The organism is Brevundimonas sp. P7753, assembly GCF_013386595.1.
GTDB lineage: Bacteria > Pseudomonadota > Alphaproteobacteria > Caulobacterales > Caulobacteraceae > Brevundimonas > Brevundimonas bullata.
Genome location: NZ_JACARP010000263.1, coordinates 1 through 349, shown reverse-complemented (window position 1 = coordinate 349; position 349 = coordinate 1). Strand labels below are relative to the sequence as shown.

Annotated in this window: 1 pseudogene; it reads right to left on the bottom strand. The window is 70.5% G+C overall.

Annotation, left to right across the window (positions count from 1 at the left end):
* Positions 1–349: pseudogene (locus HX774_RS19505) on the bottom strand (hypothetical protein); the annotation flags it as partial.

The following is a 349-nucleotide window of genomic DNA, read 5'->3' as shown; positions in this document are numbered from 1 at the left end:
ACCCAGCGTGGCGATATCGCCGGTGTAGTCGATGTTGATCTTGCCGCCGCGACCGCCGTTGGCCCCTTCGCCGCCGATGGTCGCCGTCACCGCCGCGCCGAGACCGCCCATGACGCTGGCGCCGATGCTGTAACCACCGTTGCCGCCGCCGCCGCCAATGGTCTGGGCGATCAGGCCGGACGAAAAATCGCCGCGCGTGAGAATATCGCCGCCGGCGCTAGAGGCCGTGACATTACCCCCCGTGCCGCCTGCCCCCCCGTTGCCGCCGATGCCGACGCTGACGGCGGCACCGACCAGGCCCGTAACGCTATTGGCGATGGTCAAGTCGCCATTGCCGCCGCCGCCGCCG